The sequence below is a fragment of the Nonomuraea soli genome (assembly GCF_013761175.1).
GTDB lineage: Bacteria > Actinomycetota > Actinomycetes > Streptosporangiales > Streptosporangiaceae > Nonomuraea > Nonomuraea soli.
On record NZ_JACDUR010000002.1, the window covers coordinates 440,816 to 459,208 of the forward strand.

Below are 18,393 nucleotides of genomic sequence, written 5' to 3' on the forward strand. Positions count from 1 at the left end.
CAGCGTGTCGCGCCGCCCTCGTGTCGCGCCGCCCTCGTGTCGCGCCGCCCTCGTGTCGCGCCGCCCTCGTGTCGCGCCGCCCTCGTGTCGCGCCGCCCTCGTGTCGCGCCGCCCTGGTCGTCAGTCCTGCGACGTTGCCGGGCCGCCCTCGTGTTGGGCCGCCCGGGCAGGCGCGCCATCCGCGTTGTCGAGAGATGCCCGACAAACGAGAGCGTTGCCGGGGCCCCGGCAACGCTCTCGTAGGTGGTTGCGGCGCGAAGGCCGAGGGCGGTGTCAGCCGACCCTGACCTCCGGCATCTCCTCGGCGAAGTGGCAGGCCACCGGGTGTCCGTTGCCGCGGTCGATGAGGGCGGGCTCCTCGGCGGCGCAGATGTCCTGCGCCTTCCAGCACCGTGTCCGGAACCGGCACCCGCTGGGCGGGTCCACGGGGCTGGGCACGTCGCCGATGAGGATGACCCGCTGCCGTTCCCGCTCGACGCGGGGGTCGGCGACGGGGGCCGCCGACAGCAGGGCCTGCGAGTACGGGTGCGCGGGCTTGCCGTACAGCGCGTCACGGGGTCCTGTCTCGACGACCTTGCCCAGGTACATCACCATGACGCGGTCGGAGATGTGGCGCACCACCGACAGGTCGTGGGCGATGAACAGGTAGGCGAGGCCGAGCCGCTCCTGGAGGTCCTCCAGGAGGTTGACCACGCCGGCCTGGACGGAGACGTCGAGCGCGGAGACCGGTTCGTCGAGGATGAGGAGCTTGGGTTCCAGGGCCAGGGCGCGGGCGATGCCGACGCGCTGGCGCTGGCCGCCGGAGAACTCGTGCGGGTAGCGGTTGCCGTGCTCGGGGTTGAGCCCGACCAGTTCCAGCAGTTCGGCGACGCGGGCGGGTCCGCCGGAGCCCCACATGCCGTGCACCTTGAGCGGCTCGGCGATGATGTCGTTGACCGGCAGCTTCGGGTTGAGGGAGGCGTAGGGATCCTGGAAGACGATCTGCATGTTGCGGCGCACGGCCTGCATCTGCTTGTACGGCAGGCCGACGAGTTCCTGGCCGTCGAAGCGGACCGAGCCGGAGGTGGGGGTGTGCAACTGGAGGATGGCCCGCCCGGTGGTGGACTTGCCGCAGCCGGACTCACCCACGATGCCGAGGGTCTCGCCCGGCGCGACGTGCAGCGAGACCCCGCTGACCGCCTGGATGTGCCCGACCACCCGGCGCAGGAAGCCTGCTCCGCGCACCGGGAAGGTCATCACCAGGTCGTCGACTTCGAGCAGGCTCATCCTTGGATCTCGCTTTCGGCACGGAAGAACACCGTCGGGTCCTCGACCGCTTTCATCTTCGGCCAGTGGTGGCAGGCGGCCCGGTGGTCGAGCGCGTCGGTGAGTGCCAGGTCCGGCTCGCGGGTGACGCACTCCTCGTCGGCCAGCGGGCAGCGCGGGGAGAACGGGCAGCCGGACGGCAGGTTGATGAGGGAGGGCGGCGCTCCCTTGATCGGCCGCAGCCGGTGGCCGGTGGTGTCGGTCGACGGCATGGAGCCGAGCAGCCCGGCGGTGTACGGCATGCGCGGCGAGTAGAAGATGGCGTCGGTGTCGGCCACCTCCACGGGTTTGCCCGCGTACATGACCAGCACCTTGTGGGCCATTCCGGCGATGACGCCGAGGTCGTGGGTGATGAGGACGATGGCGGCGTTGACGGCGTCCTTCACCTCGATGAGCTTCTCCAGGATCTGGGCCTGGACGGTCACGTCGAGCGCGGTGGTCGGCTCGTCGGCGATGATCACGTCGGGGTTGTTGATGACCGCCATGGCGATCATCGCGCGCTGCCGCATGCCGCCGGAGAACTCGTGCGGGTAGGCCCGCAGCCGGGCCTCGGCCTGCGGGATGCCGACCAGGTCGAGCATCTCGCGGGCCCGGCCGAGCGCCTGCTTGCGCGGCATCAGCTCGTGCGCCAGGACGGCCTCGGCGAGCTGGTCGCCGATGGTGAAGACCGGGTTGAGCGCGGTCATCGGGTCCTGGAAGACCATGGCGATCTTCTTGCCGCGCAGGTCGCGCCGGCGGCGCTGGGGCAGGGCGAGCACGTCCTCGCCCCGGAAGAAGATCCTTCCGGAGATCCGCGCGGTGCGGGGGAGCAGCCCCATCACCGCCATGGAGGAGACGGACTTGCCGGAACCCGACTCGCCGACGATGCCGAGCACCTCTCTCTGGTGCAGCACGTAGCTGACCCCGCGTACGGCATGCACGACGCCGTCGTCGGTGGGGAACTCGACGGTCAGGTCCTCGACGCGGAGGATCTCCTCGTCGGAGGGGGGACGCACGTCGTCGAGGGTCAGCCCGACGTGCACGTCGAGGCGGTTGTCGCCGTGGCTGTCGAGGATCTCGCCCATCAGGCACGCACCCGGTTCTGGCGGGGGTCGAACGCGTCGCGCAGCCCGTCGCCGATGAAGTTGATGGACAGGGCCACGGTGATGATCAAGATGCCCGGCCACCAGAACAGCCACGGGCGGGTCAGCATCGCTCCCTGGTAGAAGCTGATCAGCTGGCCCAGCGAGATGTCGGGCGGCTGCACGCCGAAGCCGAGGAAGGAGATCGCCGACTCCACCAGGATCGCCGAGGCGATGGTCAGCGTGGTGCTGACGATGATGATGCCCAGGGTGTTGGGCAGGATGTGCTTGAAGATGATGCGGCGGGGCCGGGTGCCGATGGCGCGGGCCGCTTCGATGAACTCGCGCTCGCGCAGCGAGAGCACCTCGCCGCGGACCAGGCGCGCCAGTTGCGGCCAGATGACCAGGCCGAGCGCCAGGCCGAGGACCAGGATGCCGGAGCCGCCCGCCATGCGGCCGACGATGGCGGCGATCAGCAGCACCGGGATGGTGATCATCACGTCGGTCAGCCGCATGAGCGCCGTCTCCGTGCGCCTGCGGAAGTAGCCGGCGGCGGCTCCCACGAAGGTGCCGACGGAGGTCGCCACGAGGCCGACCAGGAGCGCCACCAGAAGCGACTGCTGGGTGCCCCGCATCACCAGGGCGAAGTAGTCCTTGCCCACGTTGTCCTGGCCGAAGGGGTGCTCGCCGATGCTGAACGGCCAGAGCGTCAGCGTGGGAGCACCGCCGTCGATCACGCGTCCGGTGGTCGTCCAGCCGTGTTTCCACCAGCCGCCGAACGGGCCGAACCCGACGGAGGTGAAGGCCAGCACGACGACGGCGAGCAGCACCACCAGTCCGGTCATGGCCGCCTTGTGCTGGAAGAACCGGCGGCGGACCAGTTGTCCCTGCGTTCTGGCGACGATGGTCATGCCCTGAGCGTCGCCGCTCGTCACCGGTGCCGAGAGTGTCATTCCCCGATCTCCTTCACGACAGCCGGATGCGCGGGTCGAGGTAGGCGTAGATGATGTCGGCGATCATGTTGAAGACCACGATCGCGCCGCCCGTCACGACGAAGAAGGCCATCACCGGGGCGGGGTCGACCATTTCGAGCCCGTCCCTGAACATCTGGCCCATGCCCTTCCATCCGAAGACGGACTCCGTCACGACCGCGCCGCCGATCACCCCGGCGAAGTCGAACGCCATGAGGGTGGTGATCGGGATCATGCCGTTGCGGAAGGCGTGCTTGACGATGACCGTGCGCTCGGGCAGGCCCTTGGCGCGTGCCGTACGGACATAGTCCTGGTTCATCACCTCGAGCATCGAGGCCCGGCTGTAGCGGCTGTAGGTGGCCATGGAGATGAGGATCAGCGCCATGGTCGGCAACATGATGTGCGTGGCCGAGTCCAGCGTGAGCTGCCAGAAGTCGCCGCGGAAGTTGGGGGTGTTGGAGCCGATCGTGGCGATCGGCCGGCCCCTCATGCGCTGGCTGTAGGCCTGGAAGGCGCTGAGCAGCGCGTCGAGGAAGATCAGCCCGGCGGTGACGAGGCCGGTGAGGATCGCAGTGGTGATCGCCTGCCGTCTGAGCAGGCCGCCCAGGCCGTACCCGAGGGCGACGCAGACGCCGACGGTCAGGACCAGCAGGCCCAGCAGTTGTGGCCAGGTGGGGTCGGTCAGCACGCCGCCCAGGACGGTGTGCAGCGCCGTGCCGAGGCCGGCCGCGGCGAGTGCCGCGTAGAGCGGCCCGCGGTACTGCAGGCCGGCGAAGAGCGCGCAGATGCCGACGGCGGAGGCGACGGCGATCAGGCCGATGACCACGGTGCCCAGCCCGGGGTCGGCGAACCAGCGGGTGGAGGACAGGAAGGACAGGAAGGTGGCCGTGACTAGCGCCCCCAGCGTGAAGCTGATCAGCCGCGCCTGGGTGGACCCGGCGGTCAGCGCGCCCCACAGCAGTCCGGCGGCGATCGCGACGACCACGATGACGGTGGTGTCGATGACCGGATCGCGCAGCCAGGTGTTGAACCCGATGGCGACGTACTGCTTGAGCATGACCGCCAGCCAGAACAGCGGCAGGGAGAAGGCGACGAAAGCGGCGAAGGTGACCGAGTAGTCGAAGCCGCTGTACTGCCGCAGCGCCGACAGGATGCCGACCGTGATGCCGATGAGCATCGCCAGGACCGTGGCGGCCACGACGAGCTGGAGGGTGGCGGCCAGGGCGTTGCCCAGGATGACGCCGACGTCCTGGCCGTCCCTGTTGACGCCGAGATCGCCGGTGATCAGCGCGCCGAGCCACTGGAGGTAGCGGATGGGGATGGGAACGTCCAGATTCATCCGCTCGGAGCGGACCCGCATCTGGTCTTCCCTGTTAGGACCGGTCTGCTGGCGCAGGTCTGCCAGCGGATCGCCGGACAGCGCGGTCATGACGTACATGATGATGGTGGCCGCGAGAAGGACGAAGACTGAGATCATCAGTCTTCGCGTGATGAAGGCGATCACCGTTCACCCCCTGAGGTGCGGTTGTGCGGGCGCGGGGCAGGGGAGGAATGTCTGCCCCGCGCCTGCACGCTCTAGGTGGATGGGGCGGTTAGGAGCCCAGGGTCCAGGTCTCGGCGTTCCACACGTAGGTGGACTGCGCCGGGTTCGGGTTCACGCCCTGGAGCTTCTCGTCCCACGCGGTCACCAGCGGGTGGGCGAACAGGGGGATGGTGGCGAGGTCCTCCCAGAGGAGCTTCTCGATCTGGTTGATCATCGCCGGGTGCTTGGACTTGTCGGTGGTCCCGTTGAGCTCGTTGATGAGCTTGTCGACCTCCTTGTTGCTGTAGCACCCGCTGTTGTTGGCCTTGTGGTCGGCGTCGCACTTGCCCTGGGCGACGGTCCGGTAGGTCGAGCTCCAGCCGCTGACCTGGCCCGAGCCGACCCAGGCGAACAGGGCCACGTCGTAGGTGTTGGTGTTCAGACCGCCGTCGGCCTCGAAGAAGTTCTCCTCACCGGCGTCGGTGACCTTGAAGCCGGCCTGCTCGCAGGAGTCGCGGATCAGGTCGACGGTCGAGGTACGGCGAGGGTTCGGGATGATGTGCCCGATCTTGACCTCCTGGCCGACCTTGCCGGCCTTCTCCAGGATGGCCTTGGCCCCGGCGATGTCCGGCTGGGCGTACTTGTCGAAGCCCGCGGCGTCGGAGACAGCCGCGTAGGTGGACTCGAACGGCAGCACGTTGCGGACCTTGAGCGGCTCGGAGTCGGCGGCGACCGGCTTGATCAGGTTGTCGACGATCAGCTGGCGCGGCACGCACAGCGCGAACGCCTCACGCAGAGCCTTGTCCTTGAACGGGCTGGAGTCGAAGTTGAAGTCCATGTGCTCGTAGGTGAAGGACGACCCCGTCTGCACCTTGATGCCCTGCAGACCCTCGAGCTGCTTGACCAGGTCGGCGTTCGGCTGCGGCTCGATGGCCTGGACCTCGCCGTTCTGCAGCGCCTGGACCTGCTGGTCCTCGGGGATGACCCGCTGGATCAGCGTCTTGGTCGCGGGAGCCGTGCCCCAGTACTTGTCGTTGGCGACCATCGTCACCGACTGACCGGCCTGCATCGACTCGATCCGGTACGGACCGGACGCGGGGATCTTGTCGGTGGCGGGCAGCTGGCCCTGGATCACCCAGATGGTGTTCCACGCCTTGGAGGCGGGGGCGAGCTTGGCCTTGTCCTCGGCCTTGACGGCGGCGATGAAGTCGTCCTCGGACAGGCCCGACTCCTTCTCGATCACGTGGGCCGGAAGGACCTCGTTGTTGGCCGGGCCGTTGGAGTCCCAGTCGGCGAAGGGCTCGGAGTAGACGAGCTCGAAGGACTTGCCGCCCTTGTCGCAGGCGGGAGCCTTGGTCAGCTCGACACCGGTGGTGCCGTCGGTCTGGAAGTCGCCGCCCTTGCCGGACTTGACGATCCACCACAGCAGCATGTCGTCGCAGTCGATCGCGGTGCCGTCGGACCAGACGGCCTTGTCGCTGATCGTGTACTTGACGGTGAGGGGATCGTCAGAGGTCTTCTCATAGGTACCGAAGTCGGTGTTGGGCGTCACGGCGCCCTTCTCACCGAAGTCCCAGAAGCCGCTGAGGACGTTCTGCATGACCATGCGGTTGGTCAGGTTGTTGACCGCGATCGAGTTGAAGGAGTTGAACTCCTGGGCCTCGGCGTAGGCGATCGTGTCCGCGGCGCCGCCTGCGGTTTCGGTGGTGGCGGCGGAGGGTGAACCGCTGGGCGCGGCACTCTCGCCGGAGGTTCCGCAGGCCGAGAGCAGCATGACGCCGGCCGTCAGGCCAGCCGCTAACCCGGCATACTTGCGATTGCTCACAAGAACGCTCCTTGTCGTGTCCGCCCATCGAGAGCGGTCGTAGGGGGGTTGGCGCTGATCAGAGCATTTTCACGAATTCCGAACAAGAGGGTAAGTAAACTTGTGACAAATCGGTGCTCCAACGGGGATCTACTTGTCCGACCGGCCTCGGCCCGCTGTGGCCCCGCTGTGGCCTCGCGGCCGGGCGCCGAGTGTGAGCGAGGTCACTCGGATTCTGGGAATCAGCCCAGGTAGAGCGGTGTTTTCCAGAGCGTGAACGAGATGTGTGTGACGGCGATGGGCGAGATGCCCTGGGGCATGTGTCGCTAGACGCTGCCCGCCCCGCCCTGTCCCCCTCGTTCGAAGGTCTTCGCATCGTGACCCGTCCCGCTTTCGTGCTGCGCCGCCTGAGCCATCTGCCCTTCCATCCCGGCACGCGCTAGTCCCCCACCTGATTCCGACGTTCATCCGACGACGAGTGGGGATTTTTCGTGATCGAGGCTTCAGGGCTGCGCAAGCTCTACGGCCAGACCGTCGCGCTCGACGGTGTCGACCTGGCCGTGCGCCAGGGCGAGATCTTCGGCGTGCTCGGCCAGAGCGGCGCGGGCAAGAGTACGCTGCTGCGCTGCGTCAACCTGCTTGAGCGGCCCGACTCCGGCACCGTGACGGTGGCCGGGCGCGAGCTGACGAAGCTGGGGGAGCGCGAGCTCAACCAGGCACGCCAGCGCATCGGCATGGTTCACCAGCACTTCGCCTTGCTCGCCTCACGCACCGTGGCAGGCAACGTCGCCTTCCCGCTCGAGGTCATGGGCGTCGGCAGGCGTGAGCGCGACCAGCGGGTGGCCGAGCTGCTGGAACTGGTCGGGCTGGGCGGCCGGGGCAAGGACCATCCGCGCCAGCTGTCGGGCGGGCAGAAGCAGCGGGTGGGCATCGCCCGCGCCCTGGCAGGGCGGCCAGAGGTGCTGCTGTCGGACGAGGCCACCTCGGCCCTCGACCCAGGCACCACCGAGTCGATCCTCGGGCTGCTGAAATCGCTCAACCGCGAGCTCGGCCTGACGATCCTGCTGATCACCCACGAGATGAACGTCGTCAAGAGCATCTGCGACTCGGTCGCGATCATGGAGAACGGGCGGATCCGCGAGTCCGGCGGCATCGGCGAGCTGATCCGCACCCCCGGCTCCCGGCTCACCCGGGAGATCTTCCCGCTCCCCGAGCCCGCGGCCGGGCACATCACCCTCACGTTCACCGGCCATCCCGAGGAGCCTGTCATCTCCGAGGTGGTGCGCAAGTTCGACGTGGACGTCAACATCCTCGGCGGCGCCATCGAGGAACTGGCCGCGGGTTCGGTCGGGCGGCTGCGTGTCGACCTGGCCGGGGGAGAGCGGGACAACGCCCTGACCTACCTGCGCGAGCGGGGCCTGCTGGTGGAGGTGGCCGGCTGATGGAGCTCGACGAGATCACCCCGCTGCTGTGGCAGGCCACCGGCGAGACCGCCGTCATGGTCGGCTGGGCGACCCTGTTCACGGTCCTGCTCGGACTGCCGCTGGGCGTCGCCCTGGTCGCGCTCGACAAGGACGGCCTGCGGCCGATGCCCGCCCTCAAGGGCGCGATCGGCGTCGTCGTCAACGTCGGCAGGTCGCTGCCGTTCCTGGTGCTCATGATCGCGCTCATCCCGTTCACCCGCGTGGTGGTCGGCAGCTCGATCGGCACCGAGGCCATGGTGGTGCCGCTCACGGTCGGAGCGGTGCCGTTCTTCGCCCGCCTCGTCGAGACCGCCCTGCGCGAGGTCGGCCGCGACGTGGTCCAGGCCGCGCAGGCCATGGGCACCGGCAAGCTGGCCATCATCCGCAAGGTCCTGCTGCCCGAGGCCTTTCCCGGCCTGGTCGCCGGGCTCACGGTGACCGTGGTCGCGCTCATCGGCTACTCGGCCATGGCCGGCGTCATCGGCGGTGGCGGCCTGGGCGACCTGGCCAAACGTTACGGATACGAGCGCTTCGAGACCGGCGTCATGGTCGCCGTGGTCATCGTGCTCATCATCGTCGTTCAACTGATCCAGAGCCTGGGTGACCACGTCGCCCGGCGCCTGTCCCACAAGTAGGGAAAAATCATGAAGATTCGTGCCATTGCAGGTGTTGCCGCTCTGAGCCTGTTGCTCGCCGCATGCGGAACGTCGCAGTCCGCTACTCCGGCGGGCGGGAGCGCCGGCACTCCGGATGCCTCCGCCGTGCTGAAGGTCGGCGCCAGTCCCGTGCCGCACGGCGAGATCCTGAAGTTCGTCAAGGACAACCTGGCCGCCAAGGCCGGGCTGAACCTGGAGATCGTGGAGTTCGGCGACTACGTGCAGCCCAACGTGCAGCTCGACGAGGGCCAGCTGGGCGCCAACTACTTCCAGCACAAGCCGTACCTGGACGACTTCAACTCCTCCAAGGGCACCAAGCTGAGCTTCGTGGAGCCGGTGCACCTGGAGCCGCTCGGCCTGTACTCCAAGAAGATCACCGAGGCCGCCGCCCTGGCCGGCGGTGCGACCGTGGCCGTGCCCAGCGACGCCACCAACCTGGGCCGCGCACTGAAGCTGCTGGCCGACAACGGCATCGTCAAGCTCAAGGACGGCGTCGGCACCGCCGCCACCGAGCGTGACATCACCGACAACCCCAAGCAGCTGGTCTTCAAGCCGATCGAGGCCGCGCAGCTGCCCCGCTCCCTCGAGGACGTCGACGCCGCGGTGATCAACGGCAACTACGCCATCGAGGCCGGGCTCAAGCCCGCCTCCGACGCGCTGGTGCTGGAGAAGACCGAGGGCAACCCGTACGTCAACGGGCTGGTCGTGCAGGCCGGCCACGAGAAGGACGCCAACGTCGTGAAGCTGGCCGAGCTGCTGCGCAGCAAGGAGGTCAAGGACTTCATCGCGACCAAGTACGCCGGCTCCGTGATCGCCGCCGAATAAGGCCGATTCTCAGCTTTAATTCAGGAAAGTGTCGTTACCTGCGAATTACTTAGTCGTGATCATCCGTATTAAGTGAATTGCAAGCCTCGGGGCGTAGGAAGAGGTCCGTTGGAAATCCCCTCGTCCCGAGGAGACGCAGGAAATGCGACTCGTTTCACGGATCCTGATCGGAGTCACAGCCGCCACAATGGTGTCTGTAGCCGCTCCGGTCGCGGCGAACGCGGCGACAGCACCCGCCTCGTCCGCCACGCATTACTACCAGTCCGGATGGGGACCCTATTCGTCCCCCAACGGCAAGTCCAAGGCCGAAGGCCAGGTGACCGTCGACAAGAAGGACGTCAAGGTCAAGGTCTTCGTCAAGAAGTGGAAGCGCGTGCTGGTCTGCAAGAAAGACAAGCACGGCAAGCTGATCTGCAAGAAGGTCTGGCGCCTGGTGAAGGTCCCGGTCTGGAAGACCGAGACCCACTACCCGTTCAAGGTCGACAGCACCCTTCACAACTACAAGTGGTGGGGCAAGTACGGCTGCGCCTGGGAGACCTTCAAGGTCGTCGGTTTCGACGGTTCGACGTATTACAAGTCGTTCCGCAACTGCGGCAAGCACCCGAAGTCCTACTCGTTCACCGGTAAGAACGCCAAGCACATCTTCGTCGATGTGAGCCGGGGCAACCCCTGGCGGCCCAAGAACAACCACTCGGGCTTCAAGGACGTTTACCACCACGCCTGACAGGGCGAAACGCCGAAGCCGTGATCTCCCCGATGAGATCACGGCTTCGCCGTATTTTGGGCCCATGCGAATCGTGCTGCTGCTCGCCGTTCTCGCCCCGCCCGCCGCTGTCGAGGCGCCCGTGGTCGTGGCCGCTCCGGCGCGGGCTCTCCACCAGGCCGAGCAGGTCGGGGCCGCCGGGCCGTACGAGCGCAGAGGCGAACGCGCGGTCGCGGTCTGGACGGGACCGGAGCGGCGGGTGCCCTTCCCCGCGACGGAGCTGGTGCCGTCGTGGACGGCGGACACGCCGCCAGGCACCCGCATCAGGGTCGAGGTCAGCGTGCCAGGATCGGGCTGGTACGTCCTGGCCCGCTGGTCGTACGACGGCCCGCGCACCTCGGTCGAGGGCCAGGCCGACACGTACGGCCGGGTCAAGACCGACGTCTTCCGCTCCCGTCGCCCCTTCACCTCCTACCGGCTGCGCGTGGCGCTCATCAGGCCGTATACGGAGTTGAGGAGCCTGCGACGATACGGCTCAGCCGTACGGCCAGGCCTGCGCAGCCTCGGAGCGGTGGCCTCGGCGCCCGGCGCGGCGGCGGCCGACACGGGAGGCCTGGCCTGGGGCCGGGAGCTGCGGGTGCCGCGCAAGTCGCAGCTGGAGCACGCCGGCCACGGCGGCGGCGCCTGGTGCAGCCCGACGGCGACGGCCATGGTGCTGCACTACTGGGGCAGGGGCCCGTCGGCGAAGGAGCTCGCCTGGGTGCCGGACGGCGACGCCGACCCGCGTGTCGACCACGCGGCCAGGCACACCTACGACGAGGCCTACGAGGGCACCGGGAACTGGGCGTTCAACACCGCCTACGCCGGGCGTTTCGGGCTCAGGGCCCACGTCACCCGCCTGACCTCCCTGGCCGGGGCCGAGGAGTACATCGCCCGCGACATCCCGGTCGTCGCCTCCCTGGCCTTCACCAGGAAGGAGCTCGGCTACGCCAGCGACGGGCACCTCATGGTGGTCACCGGGTTCACGGCCGAGGGTGACGTCATCGCCAACGACCCGGGACGCCGCCAGGTGCGCCAGATCTACCCGCGCGAGGCCTTCGAGCGGGCCTGGATGCGCAGCAGTACAGGAACCACTTACATCATCCACCCCTGACCGAATACTGTTCTAGTCATGTATCCGGGAGCAATCGCAGCCGTCACCCCCGACAAGCCCGCTGTGATCATGGCGGGATCCGGCGAGGTCGTCACCTACCGGCAGCTGGACGAGGAGTCCAACCGGCTGGCCCACCTCTTCCGCGCCCGCGGGCTGAAATCGGGCGACCATATCGCGTTCATGATGTCCAACCACCCGCTGTTCCTGACCGTGGCGTGGGCGGCGCACCGGGCCGGGCTGTACTACACCGCGATCAGCTCGCGGCTGCAGGCCGACGAGCTCGCCTACATCGTGGACAACTGCGAGGCCAGAGCCTTCATCACCACCGCCGACCTGGCTGAGGTGGCCGCCGCGGCGCCCGAGGTGGAACTCCGGCTCATGATCGGCGGCACGGCCGATGGATACAGCTCCTACGAGGACGCGGTCGCCGCCCAGCCGGCGACCCCGATCGACGACGAGTGCCAGGGCGCCGACATGCTCTACTCCTCGGGCACCACCGGCCGGCCCAAGGGCGTCAAGCCGGGACTGTCGCTGGCGCCGATGAGCGAGCCCGGCATCCTGCTGCAGCTGATCCAGTTCCTGTTCGCGCCCTCGGCCGACAGCGTCTACCTGTCGCCCGCGCCGCTCTACCACGCCGCGCCGCTGCGCTACTGCATGTCCTTCCAGAAGCTCGGCGCCACCGTCGTGGTGATGGACAAGTTCGACCCCGAGGCCTACCTCGAAGCCGTCGAACGCCACCGCGTCACCCACTCGCAACTGGTGCCGACGATGTTCATCAAGATGCTCAAGCTCCCCGAGGAGACACGCGCCAAGTACGACCTGTCGTCGCTGCAGTGCGCCATCCACGCCGCCGCGCCCTGCCCGGTGCCGGTCAAGCAGCAGATGCTCGACTGGTGGGGGCCGATCATCCACGAGTACTACGCCGGGACCGAGGGCAACGGCTTCCTGTACGTCTCGCCGTCCGACTGGCTGACTCACCCCGGCACCGTCGGCCGCCCGCTGCTGGGCAAGGTGCACATCCTCGACGAAGAGGGCGACGAGGTGGCGCCGCGCGAGCACGGCACGGTCTTCATCGCCGACGGGCCCGCCTTCGAATACCACGGCGACCCCGACAAGACCCGCGCCTCCCAGGACGCGCGCGGGCGCGGCTGGACCACGCTCGGCGACATCGGCTACGTCGACGAAGAGGGATTCCTCTACCTCACCGACCGGCGCTCCTACATGATCATCTCGGGCGGGGTGAACATCTACCCGCAGGAAGCCGAGAACGTGCTCGCCGTCCACCCCAAGGTCGCCGACGTCGCCGTCTTCGGCGTGCCGGACGAGGAGATGGGCGAGCAGGTCAAGGCGGTCGTCCAGCCGGCCGACTGGGCGCAGGCGGGGCCGGAGCTGGAGGCCGAGCTCATGGAGTACTGCCGGGGCAAGCTGGCGCACTTCAAGTGCCCGAGGTCGGTCGACTTCCGTGAGGAACTTCCCCGGCACCCGACGGGGAAGCTGTACAAGCGGCTGTTGCGGGATGAGTACTGGCCCGCGAAGAGGTAAGGGCCCCTCTCCTCGGGTAGTGGGTGCGCATGTCGAAGCTGATGAATCGCATACGGGCGTATCTGCGCAGCCCCGAGGGCAGGCGGAACGTGGAGAAGGCGAAGCGGATGGCCAGGGACCCGCGCAACCAGGCGCGAGCGCGGGGCTGGCTGAACAGGCTACGGCGGCGCTGACGCGGCACGGGGCGGAGAGTGCCTCAGTGCAGGAGCGAGATGAGCAGCCCGGAGAGCCCGGTGACGGTGAACCAGGTCGCGGCCAAGGTGACGGCGGCTTTCCGGATCTGCTTGCGTTGCTCCGCCGTGCGGTCAGGCCGTTGGGAGGCGAGCCAGAAGACGGCGGTGATCACGAGGATGGAGAGGGAACAGGTGAAGTAGGTCCTGGTGAACACGACGCCATAGTAGTTGGTCGTGTTACCGGGCAACGTGGTCAAGATCCTGCTCATCATCGGCCTCGGCCTCGGACTTCTCGTCCCCGTCGCCAACAGCGGTAGCGGCCAGCCCACCGCCTCGGTCGTCTCCAAAGAAGGCCGACACGGACGAAACCGGCACGGGTCGTGCCGACCAGGTCGTGCGCGACCGCGGCTGAGCTGGAACCGGTCTCCCCAGCGGGTTCTTCTTGCATCGCTGGGCGACCGTGGCGATCAGCGCGGCCTCCGGCGATCGTCCTGATTGGCTCGCGTGTAAAGGGTTGGCATCGGCCGAGGCGGGTAGGCCCACCCTCGTAACTCGCTAGCTTTCGAGGAGACCGCCGTGACCTAACACCCACATCCGAGCGCTCAAAGCGCCAGCCATGCAACGGGATCCCAGGGAGAAGTCTGCCCTGAGGAGCTCGGTGCGAGGTGGAGCGGATGAGCTGGAGGGGTGGAAGTGGTCTTCTTCTACGGCAAGTGGCAGCGGGTCGCGGTGTGTGCCGTGCTTCTCGTTCCGGCCGTTTTGATCGTCCTGGCGCTGGTCGTTCCCGCGATTGTTCTGGCCTTCCTGCCGTACGGGCAGCGGTTCATCCTGAACGTCTTCAGCGAGATCGCCACTCTCGTCAAGATCCTCCTGGCGAGGACGAACGAGTTCGACGAGATCGAATCCTCCGTCAATCGAAAGCGTCAGTAGCGGGGCGAGTCCCCGGGGCTTGACGGATAGCAGGGGAAGCGGAGGGTCGAGGACGGAAGGTGAGGCGTGCCGGAGTGGAGGCCGATGGACCGGGCCGCCATCTTCACGCATCGATCTGGAACCAATTTTTCGCCGTTTTCGCAGCGAGCACGCTCGTTCGACGTGCGGTGATAAGGCGCTCGTGAGCCGCTTCATCTTGCGCCGATCATCGGCTTAATCAGCACTTACGCGCAGCTTGACACCCTTGAGTCATCGGGATTCGAGGGAGTGGAAGATGAACGCGAACGAGCCTCGGGATCGGGACGACGAGAGCCGCACGGAGCAGCTGCCGGTCGCCGGTGGCGGGTGGAGCCAGTTCGGCTCCACGCCGCCCACCGCCGGGGCCTATCCCGGCGCCGGTGAGCAGCCCGCCGAAGCACAGGGTGCGCACGCGCAGCAGAGCGGGGCGCAGGGAGCGCAGAGCGGTGCGCAGGGGGCCGCGCAGGCACAGCAGGGGGAAGGGCCGCAGCACACCACGCCGCTGGCGAGCCTGCCCGGGCCGTACGGCGAGCCCTTCCAGGGGGCGCCTGCCGTACCGAAGCAGCGCAGGGCGTTCAGCGCGGGTCAGAAGGTCGTCGCGGGTCTGGCCCTGGCGGCGATGGCGATCGGCGGCGGCGCGGCGGGGGCCGCCATCGCGACCGCCGCGGCCGACGACCGGCCGACGGCCGTGAGCAGCCCGGTCTTCAAGCAGGCCGGCAGCTCGCTGACCGTGGCGGACGTGGCCCAGAACGTGCAGCCCTCGGTGGTCACCATCCAGGGGCAGACGGGTGAGGGCTCGGGTGTCGTCCTGTCGGCCGACGGCCTGATCCTGACCAACAACCACGTCGTCGAGGGTGCGGGCAGCACCACGATGACGGTCAAGTTCAGCGACGGCAAGACCGCCAAGGCGACCGTCGTGGGCACCGACCCGAGCACCGACATCGCGGTCATCAGGGCGAGCGACGTCTCCGGGCTCACCCCGGCGACCCTCGGCGACAGCGACCAGCTGCGGGTGGGCGATCCGGTGCTGGCCATCGGCAGCCCGCTCGGGCTGGAGGGCTCGGTCAGCTCGGGCATCGTCAGCGCGCTCGACCGCACGCTGACCGTGGGCGGCGAGCAGCAGCAGAGCCCGTGGGGGCGCCAGCAGCAGCAGAACTCCGCCACGACCATCGGCGGCGCGATCCAGACCGACGCCGCGATCAACTCGGGCAACTCGGGTGGGGCGCTGGTCAACGCGGCGGGCCAGGTGATCGGCGTCAACACCGCGATCGCCACCGCCGGCAGCAACGGCAACATCGGCGTGGGCTTCGCCATCCCGATCAACACCGCCAAGCAGGTCTCCGACCAGCTGATCTCGTCGGGCAAGGTCAGCCACGCCTTCCTGGGCGTCGGTGTCGCCGACGCGACGGGCGGGACGGCGGGCGCGCTCGTCAGCCAGGTGACGCCGGGAAGCCCGGCCGAACAGGCCGGGCTGAAGCAGGGAGACATCATCACAAAGATCGGCGAGACGTCCGTCGACGATGGCGCTACGGTAGTCGGAGCGGTGAGAGGTTTGAAGCCCGGCGATAAGGTCAAGATCACATATGTGAGGAATGGCCAGTCGGCCGAGGTCGACGTCACCCTCACCACGAAGAGCGAATAGAGGATCCCCCTCGCTGAACGGGTGTGCCGTCGAGATCGCTGCGGACTCGGCGGCACACCCCCCTCCCACCTGCGAGGGAGCGGGTCGTCAGGAGAAGCGGCGCCCCTCGTCGCGCCGGTAGGCCCACGCGGTGGCGAGCGCCAGCACCACCGTCCACACCCCCAGCATGCCGATGGCGAGCCAGTTGACCTCGATGCCCATCACGGCCCACCACAGAAGTTCGAGCGCGCCGCGACTGGGCATGTAGGGGGACACCGCCTCGATGAAGGCGGGCATGGCCATGGGGTTTCCGAGCAGCCCGCCAAGGATGGCGATCGGGAAGAAAAGGATTTGCGACACCCCGATCGCCGCCTTGGCGGGCAACAGGAAGCCGATGAACAGCCCGATCAGCATGAACGGGATCGTGATCACCAGTACGGCCAGCAGCCCGAACAGCAGTCGCGGCGGGGAGAGCGTGGCGCCGGTGAACAGGGCCGCGAGCACCACGACGGGGATCATGGCCAGCAGCGAGATGGCCATCGCGGTCAGCACCCGCCCGGCGATCCGGGGGTACGGCCCGGCCGGCAGGGTGCGCAGGTAGGGGTCCCAGGGCAGTTCGCGGTCCTGGGCGACGTTGATGCCCAGGCCGATCATGCCCGTCGACATCACCGCGAAGACCACCATGGCGCAGGTCGCGCCGAGTGCGAACGCCGGATCGCTCACGTTGGGCACCACGAAGGCCAGGAAGGCCGCGGCGGGGAAGAACGCCCCCGCGACCAGGCCGATCGGCACCCGCAGCTGCTCGATGAACTGCACCCGGGTATGGGCCAGGACCAGGCTAGACATGGGACGCCTCCGTCGCGGTGATGGCCAGGAAGGCCTCTTCCAGGGATGTGGGCTGGACCTCCAGGTCCTCGAACGGCAGGCCGCTCTTGACCAGGGCCACCACCAGCGCGTCGGAGTCGCCGGTGACCAGGTGGTAGCGGCCGTCGCGCCGCTCCGTGTCGATCACGCCGGGCAGGTCGGGCAGCTCGGGAGCCGCCAGCGACACCTTCCTGACCCCGACGAAGCGCTTGACCGCCTGCACGGTGTCGTCGGCCAGCACCCGTCCGCCGCCGACCACGACGACGCGCTGGGCCAGCGCCTCGATCTCCTCCAGGTAGTGGCTGGTCAGCAGGACGGTGCCGCCGTCGGCGTGGAAGGCGCGGATGCCGTCCCACAGGGCCCTGCGCGCCTCCACGTCGAGGCCGGTGGTCGGCTCGTCGAGGAAGACGATCTTTGGGTCGCCCACGAACGCGAGCGCCACGCCGACCCTTCTGCGCTGGCCGCCGGACAACGAGCCGATCTGGCGCTTGATCAGGTCGGCCAGGCCGAAGCGTTCGACCACCTCGTCCTTGCGGTTCACCGGGTAGTGCCGGGCGACGAAGTCGAGCGTCTCGCCCACCTTCAGCGAGGTCGGCAGGCCGGTCTCCTGCGGCGTGACGCCGATGCCCCGCCGTACGGAGGCGTCCATCGGTGAGCCGCCGAGCAGCTCGACCGTGCCGCTCGTGGGGCGGCGCAGGCCCACGAGCAGGTTGATCAGTGTGGACTTGCCGGCGCCGTTCGGACCGAGCAGGCCAACCAGCTCCCCCTGGTGGATCTCCAGCGAAACCCCGTCCAGGGCGGTTACGTCACCATAGGTGCGGGTGACCTCTATCGTCCTGGTTAATACCGTCACGTGACTCCTCCAAGCAGCGCTCGAAGCGCCTCGGTGTACTCCTCGAATGCCAGCCGTCCGCGCCTGGTGAGGGCGACGTAGGTGACCGGCGTGCGGCCCTCGTGGGCCTTGGTGATCTCGACGTAGCCCGCTTCCTCGAGCTTCGTCAGGTGGACCGACAGGTTGCCCGCGGTCAGGTCCAGCATCTTCTTGAGGCTGGGGAAGGAGACCCGATCCCCGCCGGGCAGGGCGCTGAGCGTCACCACGACGCGCAGCCGCGCCTGAGCGTGGATGACCGGGTCGAGTTCGGGCACGGCCGTCATCGGCGATGCCTCCTGATGACGCCCACCCCCATGAAGGCCCCGCCGACCAGGATGGCGAAGAGCAGATAGGCGTACGGCTGGCCGACCGCCGCGGCGATGCCCACCACGACGGCCATCCAGGTGCCGACGAAGAACATCGTCCAGTCGAGCCAGATCGCGCCCCCGGCCATGTAGAGCACGGCCGCGATCATCAGCGAGCAGGTGGAGAACAGCAGCCCGACCAGGTTCTGGTCGAGGTGGATCACGAACGTCGAGCAGACCCAGCCCATGACCGCCATGCCGACGAACCAGGCGATGCCGTACATCGCGCCGCGCTGGGACGTGTGGCCCTTGACCCGCAGGCTGGAGCGGGTGGTGCCGTAGACCATGGCGCTCCCGGCCAGGATCTGGCCGCCCATCAAGATGGCGAGCGCCAGCTGCCAGGAGATCCCCGCCGAGTCCACCCCGTAGGCCAGGAAGAAGGCGAGATAGCCGACGAACCAGGCCGCGCCCCACGGCACGTAGGTGAACAGCGGGTTGGGGATCAGGTCGTGGCGGACCGCCTTGCGTTGTTCCTCGATCAGCCGCAAGGTCTCGTCGGGGCTGAGGCTGACTTCATCCATAAACCAGTTTGTATCACAAACCTCT

General features: G+C 68.2%; 18 protein-coding genes. 8 read left to right on the forward strand and 10 right to left on the reverse strand.

Going from position 1 to position 18,393, the window contains the following annotated elements; genetic code table 11:
• Positions 1-273 precede the first annotated feature (273 nt).
• The 5 genes from HNR30_RS50025 to HNR30_RS09220 all read right to left on the reverse strand — a co-directional run bounded on the left by HNR30_RS50025 (position 274) and on the right by HNR30_RS09220 (position 6,684).
• Entirely contained in the window at positions 274-1,266 is a 993-nt protein-coding gene (locus HNR30_RS50025) for an ABC transporter ATP-binding protein (protein WP_181609330.1), read from the reverse strand.
• Positions 1,263-2,369 carry an ABC transporter ATP-binding protein gene (locus HNR30_RS50030; protein ID WP_181609331.1) on the reverse strand — a complete coding sequence of 369 codons (1,107 nt, stop codon included), beginning with the start codon at positions 2,367-2,369 and terminating at the stop codon, positions 1,263-1,265. Before HNR30_RS50030 ends, HNR30_RS50025 begins: the two co-directional genes overlap by 4 nt.
• Entirely contained in the window at positions 2,369-3,319 is a 951-nt protein-coding gene (locus HNR30_RS09210) for an ABC transporter permease (RefSeq protein ID WP_181609332.1), read from the reverse strand. Before HNR30_RS09210 ends, HNR30_RS50030 begins: the two co-directional genes overlap by 1 nt.
• Positions 3,320-3,332: 13 nt before the next feature.
• The gene (locus HNR30_RS09215; RefSeq protein WP_220133387.1) at positions 3,333-4,814 is read right to left on the reverse strand and encodes an ABC transporter permease; all 1,482 of its coding nucleotides are present in this window, start codon (positions 4,812-4,814) and stop codon (positions 3,333-3,335) included.
• A 115-nt stretch (positions 4,815-4,929) separates the two neighbouring features.
• On the reverse strand, positions 4,930-6,684 hold the full coding sequence (locus HNR30_RS09220) for an ABC transporter family substrate-binding protein (RefSeq protein WP_312894303.1): 1,755 nt from the start codon (positions 6,682-6,684) through the stop codon (positions 4,930-4,932).
• Between the two features lie 470 nt (positions 6,685-7,154).
• Between HNR30_RS09220 and HNR30_RS09225 the strand changes: the two genes are divergently transcribed.
• The 6 genes from HNR30_RS09225 to HNR30_RS09250 all read left to right on the forward strand — a co-directional run bounded on the left by HNR30_RS09225 (position 7,155) and on the right by HNR30_RS09250 (position 13,005).
• A complete protein-coding gene (locus tag HNR30_RS09225; protein WP_181609334.1) occupies positions 7,155-8,105 on the forward strand; it encodes a methionine ABC transporter ATP-binding protein in 951 nt (316 codons plus the stop codon).
• On the forward strand, positions 8,105-8,761 hold the full coding sequence (locus HNR30_RS09230; RefSeq protein WP_181609335.1) for a methionine ABC transporter permease: 657 nt from the start codon (positions 8,105-8,107) through the stop codon (positions 8,759-8,761). The genes HNR30_RS09225 and HNR30_RS09230 overlap by 1 nt, the downstream gene beginning before the upstream one ends.
• 9 nt (positions 8,762-8,770) lie before the next feature.
• Complete coding sequence (locus HNR30_RS09235) at positions 8,771-9,607, forward strand: MetQ/NlpA family ABC transporter substrate-binding protein (RefSeq protein ID WP_181609336.1); 837 nt, start codon at positions 8,771-8,773, stop codon at positions 9,605-9,607.
• Between the two features lie 187 nt (positions 9,608-9,794).
• Entirely contained in the window at positions 9,795-10,331 is a 537-nt protein-coding gene (locus tag HNR30_RS09240) for a hypothetical protein (RefSeq protein WP_181609337.1), read from the forward strand.
• Between the two features lie 64 nt (positions 10,332-10,395).
• The gene (locus HNR30_RS09245; RefSeq protein ID WP_181609338.1) at positions 10,396-11,463 is read left to right on the forward strand and encodes a C39 family peptidase; all 1,068 of its coding nucleotides are present in this window, start codon (positions 10,396-10,398) and stop codon (positions 11,461-11,463) included.
• Between the two features lie 18 nt (positions 11,464-11,481).
• Positions 11,482-13,005 (forward strand): acyl-CoA synthetase, encoded by a 1,524-nt coding sequence (locus HNR30_RS09250; protein WP_181609339.1) that lies wholly within the window; start codon positions 11,482-11,484, stop codon positions 13,003-13,005.
• Positions 13,006-13,201: 196 nt separating this feature from the next.
• Here HNR30_RS09250 and HNR30_RS09255 read toward each other — a convergent pair whose 3' ends face one another.
• Positions 13,202-13,393, reverse strand: a complete 192-nt coding sequence (locus HNR30_RS09255; RefSeq protein ID WP_181609340.1) for a hypothetical protein — start codon at positions 13,391-13,393, stop codon at positions 13,202-13,204.
• 472 nt (positions 13,394-13,865) lie between these two features.
• Between HNR30_RS09255 and HNR30_RS09260 the strand changes: the two genes are divergently transcribed.
• Positions 13,866-14,108, forward strand: coding sequence for a hypothetical protein (locus tag HNR30_RS09260; protein WP_181609341.1), 243 nt, complete (start codon positions 13,866-13,868; stop codon positions 14,106-14,108).
• A gap of 274 nt (positions 14,109-14,382) precedes the next feature.
• On the forward strand, positions 14,383-15,768 hold the full coding sequence (locus HNR30_RS09265) for a S1C family serine protease (protein WP_181609342.1): 1,386 nt from the start codon (positions 14,383-14,385) through the stop codon (positions 15,766-15,768).
• Positions 15,769-15,855: 87 nt separating this feature from the next.
• On the opposite strand, the gene HNR30_RS09270 is transcribed toward HNR30_RS09265, so the two are convergent.
• The 4 genes from HNR30_RS09270 to HNR30_RS09285 are packed head-to-tail and all read right to left on the reverse strand — an operon-like array spanning position 15,856 to position 18,368.
• On the reverse strand, positions 15,856-16,593 hold the full coding sequence (locus HNR30_RS09270) for an ABC transporter permease (RefSeq protein ID WP_181609343.1): 738 nt from the start codon (positions 16,591-16,593) through the stop codon (positions 15,856-15,858).
• The gene (locus HNR30_RS09275) at positions 16,586-17,464 is read right to left on the reverse strand and encodes an ABC transporter ATP-binding protein (RefSeq protein ID WP_181609344.1); all 879 of its coding nucleotides are present in this window, start codon (positions 17,462-17,464) and stop codon (positions 16,586-16,588) included. The genes HNR30_RS09270 and HNR30_RS09275 overlap by 8 nt, the downstream gene beginning before the upstream one ends.
• A complete protein-coding gene (locus HNR30_RS09280; protein WP_181609345.1) occupies positions 17,461-17,766 on the reverse strand; it encodes a transcriptional regulator in 306 nt (101 codons plus the stop codon). The genes HNR30_RS09275 and HNR30_RS09280 overlap by 4 nt, the downstream gene beginning before the upstream one ends.
• On the reverse strand, positions 17,763-18,368 hold the full coding sequence (locus HNR30_RS09285) for a hypothetical protein (RefSeq protein WP_181609346.1): 606 nt from the start codon (positions 18,366-18,368) through the stop codon (positions 17,763-17,765). Before HNR30_RS09285 ends, HNR30_RS09280 begins: the two co-directional genes overlap by 4 nt.
• Positions 18,369-18,393: the final 25 nt, after the last annotated feature.

Excerpts from the sequence above, each read along its gene's own strand:
- HNR30_RS50025 (WP_181609330.1), bottom strand. The coding sequence starts at position 1,266 with ATGAGCCTGCTCGAAGTCGACGACCTGGTGATGACCTTCCCGGTGCGC.
- HNR30_RS50030 (WP_181609331.1), bottom strand. The coding sequence starts at position 2,369 with ATGGGCGAGATCCTCGACAGCCACGGCGACAACCGCCTCGACGTGCAC.
- HNR30_RS09210 (WP_181609332.1), bottom strand. The coding sequence starts at position 3,319 with ATGACACTCTCGGCACCGGTGACGAGCGGCGACGCTCAGGGCATGACC.
- HNR30_RS09215 (WP_220133387.1), bottom strand. The coding sequence starts at position 4,814 with ATGATCTCAGTCTTCGTCCTTCTCGCGGCCACCATCATCATGTACGTC.
- HNR30_RS09230 (WP_181609335.1), top strand. The coding sequence starts at position 8,105 with ATGGAGCTCGACGAGATCACCCCGCTGCTGTGGCAGGCCACCGGCGAG.
- HNR30_RS09235 (WP_181609336.1), top strand. The coding sequence starts at position 8,771 with ATGAAGATTCGTGCCATTGCAGGTGTTGCCGCTCTGAGCCTGTTGCTC.
- HNR30_RS09240 (WP_181609337.1), top strand. The coding sequence starts at position 9,795 with ATGGTGTCTGTAGCCGCTCCGGTCGCGGCGAACGCGGCGACAGCACCC.
- HNR30_RS09245 (WP_181609338.1), top strand. The coding sequence starts at position 10,396 with ATGCGAATCGTGCTGCTGCTCGCCGTTCTCGCCCCGCCCGCCGCTGTC.
- HNR30_RS09250 (WP_181609339.1), top strand. The coding sequence starts at position 11,482 with ATGTATCCGGGAGCAATCGCAGCCGTCACCCCCGACAAGCCCGCTGTG.
- HNR30_RS09265 (WP_181609342.1), top strand. The coding sequence starts at position 14,383 with ATGAACGCGAACGAGCCTCGGGATCGGGACGACGAGAGCCGCACGGAG.
- HNR30_RS09270 (WP_181609343.1), bottom strand. The coding sequence starts at position 16,593 with ATGTCTAGCCTGGTCCTGGCCCATACCCGGGTGCAGTTCATCGAGCAG.
- HNR30_RS09280 (WP_181609345.1), bottom strand. The coding sequence starts at position 17,766 with ATGACGGCCGTGCCCGAACTCGACCCGGTCATCCACGCTCAGGCGCGG.
- HNR30_RS09285 (WP_181609346.1), bottom strand. The coding sequence starts at position 18,368 with ATGGATGAAGTCAGCCTCAGCCCCGACGAGACCTTGCGGCTGATCGAG.